The following is a 6,223-nucleotide window of genomic DNA, read 5'->3' on the forward strand; positions in this document are numbered from 1 at the left end:
TCATCTTCATTTTCCATTCCTCTGTAAAGAATACCAACCTTATCACATGCAATTAGATTCTTTACTCCTGAAGAAAGTAATAGTTTAGCTATAGCAGTTCCTGCAGCTCCTGCACCATTTATAACAACCTTTATATCTTCTATTTTTTTATTAACCACTTTTAAAGCGTTTATTACCCCTGCAAGAACAACTATTGCAGTTCCATGTTGGTCATCGTGGAATACAGGTATATCAAGTTCTTTCTTTAATCTTTCTTCAATTTCAAAGCATCTTGGAGCTCCAATATCTTCTAAATTAATTCCACCAAACCCTGGAGCTATGAGCTTTACAGTTTTTACTATCTCATCAACATCCTTTGTATCTAGACATATTGGAAATGCATCAACATTTGCAAATTCTTTAAATAATATTGCTTTACCTTCCATAACTGGTAATCCAGCCTTAGGCCCTATATCTCCTAATCCTAATACTGCTGTTCCATCTGTAACTACTGCAACTAGATTTCCTTTCGAAGTATACTTATAAACGTTTTCTTCATTCTCATGAATCTTTCTACATGGCTCTGCAACTCCAGGAGTATAAGCTAAACTTAAATCCTCTCTTGTTGTAATTTCCATCTTTGATTTTATCTCTATTTTTCCTATGTTCTTTTCATGTAATTTTAATCTTTCTTCAAAATAATTCATTTTTAATACCTTCCTTCACATTTATTTTTTATTTCAAACTTTGTAATCGTTTTCCATGAATAAATAATAACATCAACCTTTAATTATTAAAATATTTTAAACTTTAAAAACATATTATGGTCATAAAGAATACTTTGTTTTATTTTTAACAACATTTTCTTTTATTTTTAATTGCTTATGTATCTTACATATATAAAAAATACCCTAAGCTGATTATATTTATAATTAAAATCTGATTTTGTAATTAATTATATATACTAACATTAATTTGATAAATTTTTTAAATAAAGTAATTTTTATATAAAAATTAATTCTTATTGTAGACTTACGTGAAAAATAATGGTATATTGTATACATAGACAACAATAAATGACATTATAATCAAAAAATAGACAGTAGGCACAGACATAATAGATTAGACATTTAATATGCTGACATAATTAATATAAGAGGAGTTATGCTCCTCTTATACTTGAAAATACTATCCCCCCAAAATAGTATTAAAAATCCCATAATCCCCCTTAATAAAGACTGTAACGGAAACGGTCTTTTTTTTATTTTCTTTTACATATGGTTCAGTTCATAATTTTTATTTTTATAGTCGTTAACCCAACTCTTTATTATATTTTTTGAAATCTCAACACTACCGTGAGGTTTCCATGTTAAAAATTTTGTAACCTCAGAATCATTAGCCATCACTTATATCTGGTATAAGCGGACTTGATAATAATTTTATTTATTTTTTTCTTTAATATATTCTATATATTCATTTCCCCATACTTCTAAACTTTCTAATACTAGTTTAAACTTTTCTCCAATTGGACTTAACGAATATTCTACTTTAGGTGGAATTTGGGCGTACTCTTTTCGTACTATTAGTCCGTCTTCCTCTAAACTTTTTAATTGTCTTGATAAAGTCGTATGGGTCATCTCTGGTAATATACGTTGTAATTGATTAAAACGCACTGGCCCATCGTTCAGATGATACAAAATTACCATAGACCACTTTCCAGTTAAAACTTTTTGTGATGTAATATATGGACAAATTCCAAATAATTGTTTTTTCATTTTATACCTCCGTAGTATCATAATTGATAGTAGGTATCGAAATAAATCGTACTTACTTTTTTAGTCTTAGTCTATATAATTAAAGTGTAGTCAATTATAACATAAAATTTAAATGAGAAATGAGTATGAATAGAGTTTTAATTTTATGACAATATTTTAGGAGGTCAATAAAATGATTAATTTTAAAGAAATTTTAGACAAAAAGGTAAATGGTGTTCTTGCTACAATCGATGAAAACACAATACAAACTAGAGTATTTCAATGTTTATGGGTAGAAGATAATAAGGCATATTTTTGTACTGGAGCACAAAAAGATGTTTATAAGCAATTATTAAATAATCCTAACGTATCTTTCTGTGTAGAAAATAAGCTTTCACCCGTTCTATCTGTAAATGGAAAAGTTTCTTTTGTAGAAGATCTAAAATATAATGAAAATGCCTTTAAAGTGTTACCAATGTTAGAAAATCTATATCAATCTCCAAATAATCCAGACTTCAAGGTATTCTATATCGATATAAAACAAGTTAAAACTTTTAATTTTACAGAAGGTCCAAAAGAGTACACATTATAATATTTTTACTTACAATACAATATTTTATATTATAAAAGTAGCCTTAATCTATTAAGATTAAGGCTACTTCTCTTATTTATTATAATATAATATGTTTTTTAATATCTGTGCATGAAAAGGCGTAAATGTAGATACAATACTTGATGAAATAATAAAAGGAGCAAATACAAAAATATAGAGGTAAAAAAATACTACTTAAACGATATGAATATAAAAGGGTGCCAAGATCACTTATACTGTAGAAAAATGCCTACTTGTGTATTCTCCAGACTCGAATTTTATAACAACGCTCTTCATGAGAAGATGTACTTACCCAAGCGTTATCACCTTATATAAACCATAAACCCTTTTAGCTTAGGTTTAATATTTCCTTATACATCATATAAATTTATTCAATATATTAATTTGTCTTCAAATTATACTCAACATCTATTGGAATAAGTATCTTAACTTCTTTCTTTTTATTCCATGAATTATAATCTTGTATTAAATATCCATTTATTTCTTTATATACTGGTCTTAATTGTACATATACACTTAAGTTCCCTTTAACATTTATATCTTCTTTTTTATTTATTACTACTTGTTTTCTCCATTCACTTTTGTACACTTGGCTTATTGCATCTTCTTCATCTTTGTTAAGTTCTATGCTCACTTTAGGTTCATATGACTTGTTTATGTTAATAGTCATTTTTGTATCTTTATTTAAATTGATATTTTCTCCTAGTTTTTCATATTCTCCTTTTACTATTTTACTACCTGTTTCTTCAAATTTTAAATCATAGTATGGTAGAGCATGTATTTCATGTATACTAAACCCAATTATAATTACCATAGTACATATTAATGTCATAAATTTCTTTAGATATTCTTTCATTACAATTACTCCTTATCCTTTGATATATAATTAGGATGTGTAGTATATTTGTAAATATAACCTAGACTTATATAATTTAAGTAATTTTAAATTATATTAAATCACTATTCTAAATTCAATTTATTTTTTAATATGTAACTAATTGCTGTAAATAAACCAACTACTATAACCAAACTAATAGCTATATTAGTAAATAAACCGTTACTAGAATTCGTCAGAAAAACTCCACCTATATTACCTATCTCTACACCTGAATTTATATATGAATTCAAATTAGTTTGGATAGTTGATATAATTGCATTTATAACGAAAAAGCTTATAAGTGAAGCCGCTGTTCTGTGTTTATTAAATATAGGTAATTGGCCTAAAGATAGTGATGTGTATATAGTAAATATAAATATAGAATATTGACAGAATATTAATGTTAAGATACTAAAAACCACAGTCCAATCACTAAATTCTCTCATAGCTTGAGATAAAGCATTAAAAACTTCAAGAATTTTTATATCTCCATTACTAGATACAAGGGCAACTAACGTAAATACTAACATTGCTACTAATCCACTTAAAACTGTCCATATCACTGACACTATATATTTAGATAATACAAGCATTTTAGGACTTACTGGTAGTGTAAACATCAAGTAACCTTCATCTTCTAATAAATTTTTCTTAAACCTTTGTACTATGACAACAATATTAATTACAAATAACGCTATAAATAAAGCTCCTAATAACATCGTTGCTATCCCTTGTATCTTAAACATCTCTGTATTTAAAGAAAATCCTTGTACAATAGATACTAATATTATAGCTATATAAAGCGGTATAAAAGTCCTCGCTGTAGATTTTAATTCATATTTTAATAATTTTCCTAACATTTAAATTCCTCCCTAAATAATGCATCTATAGATTTTCCTTTTTCTTCTCTTATTTCGTCTACATCTCCCTGTAATACAATATTACCTTTTGATATAAATATCACTTCATCACATATACTTTCTATTTCACTTATCAAATGTGTAGCAATTAATAATGTACTATCCTCTGAGTAATTCTTTATAATAGTCTTTAATATATATGTCCTAGCAGCTGGATCTACTCCACCAATAGGTTCATCTAATATGTATAAATTAGTTTTTCTAGACATAACTAATATCAACTGTACCTTTTCTTTAGTTCCTTTAGACATAGTTTTAAGTTTTTCATTTATATTTATATCTAAGCTCTTTATCATTTCTTTAGCTTTTTCAATGTCGAAATCCTCATAAAAATCATCAAAGAATCCAAGTATATCAATTACCTTCATCCAATCATTAAGATATGTTCTTTCTGGAAGATATGATATCATATTCTTAGTTTCTACACATGGATTTAATCCATTTATTAAAACTTCACCACTATTTGGATTAAGTAATCCATTTATTAGCTTAATCATAGTACTTTTTCCACTTCCATTTGGCCCCAACAATCCTACTATCTTTCCCTTAGGTATATCTAAATTCATATCTTTTATAATTTCTTTTTTTCCATAGCTTTTAGATAAATTCTTAATCTCTACTACATTACTCATTATTTCACCTCTTCTAAACTTTTTGTAATTATTGCTACTAATTCATTTTTTTCATATCCTAATTTAATTAAAATCTCACTTAATGACTTAATTTCTATATTTGCTACTTCTTCTCTCATTGATTTTATTTTTTCTTCATCATCAGTTACAAATCTTCCACTAGTCCTTTGGCTATATACTAGGTTTTCTCTTTCAAGTTCAGCCAATGCTTTTTGCATAGTATTAGGATTTACTCCTGCTTCTTCTGCCATATCTCTTACTGAATTAAGTTTAGATCCAGCAGGTAGCTCTCCTGATATTATTTTAAATTTGAGTATATCTAACAATTGAAGATATATAGGTTTATTGTTATCAAATTCCCATATCATTTTAACACCTCCTTATTGTATTAAGTACTTAATACAATAATATATATTCTCTATTCTAATGTCAAGCAATAAAAAAATGATCTTATTTCTTCTGCTGAATATATCAATGTAAGCTCTATAAAAGAAAGTACAAATATAACCATAGTAATTACAGAATAGTTTAGTGTATAATTTAAAGTTTTTATTTTAATTTTTTCATTGAATATTGGTTAAAATAACATCAATGTTAAACTACGTCTTAGATTTTTAGTATAAAGGAGATATTATTATGGATTTTTTACAAGGTCAGGAAACACTTACTAACATTGAGTGGGTTTTGCGTGCTGTTATTGCTTTTTTCTTTTTAGCTATTGTTGCAAAAATCTTAGGACAGCGTAGCATCTCCCAATTAAGACTCCTTGATTTTGTCATTGCTTTAGTATTATTGCCCATCCATTGTCTGACGAAAATCTTGGGTTAAAAGGGTCCATCATTTCAACAATTGTATTAGTTGTCCTATACCTTGGTGGAGTATTTTGCGTTCTAAAATTTCCATTTATAAAAATACTTATTAATCATAAACCAATCACAATTGTCAAGAACGGAGAAATTATTTATGAAGGATTAAAAAAAGCAAGAATATCTCTCGATGTGCTATTAGAAGAATTACGTGAAGAAAAAGTAGAAGATGTAAAAAAGGTAGCATTAGCAATTTGGGAAGCTGACGGAAAATTTTCTGTTTTTTTTAGATCCAAAATATCAACCTATTACTCCTTCATTTTACCAACTGGAAGCAGAAGCTTTTGATTTGCCTAGGACAATTATTAAGGACGGTAAAATTAATTACGAGGAGTTAAAAGAAACTAATAAGGATGAAAGTTGGGTTGTTTCCAGTTTGAAAAATTTATATCAAACTAATGTAAAAAACGTTCTACTTACCACCGTCGATAATAAAGGTAACCTAAAAGTTTTTTTATATAAGTAATCCATTGAGGCTTAAACATATCCATTTATATATTCAGAGTTATTTAAGCCTCTTTGTTTTGAAAAAATATTAATAATATTAGATTTCTGATTCTAATATTATTAATAACCAATACT

General features: G+C 26.9%; 10 protein-coding genes. 4 read left to right on the forward strand and 6 right to left on the reverse strand.

Going from position 1 to position 6,223, the window contains the following annotated elements:
• The coding region (locus AC11VW_RS12375) for an NAD(P)-dependent malic enzyme (protein ID WP_484301735.1) at nt 1–686 on the reverse strand (686 nt) is incomplete at its 3' end.
• Between the two features lie 732 nt (nt 687–1,418).
• On the reverse strand, nt 1,419–1,754 hold the full coding sequence (locus tag AC11VW_RS12380; protein ID WP_484301736.1) for a winged helix-turn-helix transcriptional regulator: 336 nt from the start codon (nt 1,752–1,754) through the stop codon (nt 1,419–1,421).
• A gap of 172 nt (nt 1,755–1,926) precedes the next feature.
• On the opposite strand from AC11VW_RS12380, the gene AC11VW_RS12385 reads away from it, so the two are divergent.
• A complete protein-coding gene (locus tag AC11VW_RS12385; protein ID WP_484301737.1) occupies nt 1,927–2,325 on the forward strand; it encodes a pyridoxamine 5'-phosphate oxidase family protein in 399 nt (132 codons plus the stop codon).
• A gap of 400 nt (nt 2,326–2,725) precedes the next feature.
• On the opposite strand, the gene AC11VW_RS12390 is transcribed toward AC11VW_RS12385, so the two are convergent.
• The 4 genes from AC11VW_RS12390 to AC11VW_RS12405 form a co-directional block, all read right to left on the reverse strand.
• A complete protein-coding gene (locus AC11VW_RS12390) occupies nt 2,726–3,202 on the reverse strand; it encodes a hypothetical protein (protein WP_484301738.1) in 477 nt (158 codons plus the stop codon).
• Nucleotides 3,203–3,306: 104 nt separating this feature from the next.
• Nucleotides 3,307–4,083, reverse strand: a complete 777-nt coding sequence (locus tag AC11VW_RS12395; RefSeq protein ID WP_484301739.1) for an ABC transporter permease — start codon at nt 4,081–4,083, stop codon at nt 3,307–3,309.
• Nucleotides 4,077–4,775 (reverse strand): ABC transporter ATP-binding protein, encoded by a 699-nt coding sequence (locus AC11VW_RS12400; protein WP_484301740.1) that lies wholly within the window; start codon nt 4,773–4,775, stop codon nt 4,077–4,079. Before AC11VW_RS12400 ends, AC11VW_RS12395 begins: the two co-directional genes overlap by 7 nt.
• Nucleotides 4,775–5,143: a GntR family transcriptional regulator gene (locus AC11VW_RS12405; RefSeq protein WP_484301741.1), complete on the reverse strand. Its 369-nt coding sequence runs from the start codon at nt 5,141–5,143 to the stop codon at nt 4,775–4,777. Before AC11VW_RS12405 ends, AC11VW_RS12400 begins: the two co-directional genes overlap by 1 nt.
• A gap of 268 nt (nt 5,144–5,411) precedes the next feature.
• Between AC11VW_RS12405 and AC11VW_RS12410 the strand changes: the two genes are divergently transcribed.
• Genes AC11VW_RS12410 through AC11VW_RS12420 form a run of 3 tightly spaced genes read left to right on the forward strand, consistent with a single transcriptional unit; the run spans nt 5,412 to nt 6,107 of the window.
• Nucleotides 5,412–5,603, forward strand: a complete 192-nt coding sequence (locus AC11VW_RS12410) for a hypothetical protein (protein WP_484301742.1) — start codon at nt 5,412–5,414, stop codon at nt 5,601–5,603.
• Nucleotides 5,579–5,929 (forward strand): DUF421 domain-containing protein, encoded by a 351-nt coding sequence (locus AC11VW_RS12415; RefSeq protein ID WP_484301743.1) that lies wholly within the window; start codon nt 5,579–5,581, stop codon nt 5,927–5,929. The genes AC11VW_RS12410 and AC11VW_RS12415 overlap by 25 nt, the downstream gene beginning before the upstream one ends.
• A 1-nt stretch (nt 5,930) precedes the next feature.
• Nucleotides 5,931–6,107 (forward strand): YetF domain-containing protein, encoded by a 177-nt coding sequence (locus AC11VW_RS12420; protein ID WP_484301744.1) that lies wholly within the window; start codon nt 5,931–5,933, stop codon nt 6,105–6,107.
• The last annotated feature ends 116 nt before the right edge of the window (nt 6,108–6,223 follow it).

It is taken from the genome of Romboutsia sp. (assembly GCF_056995035.1).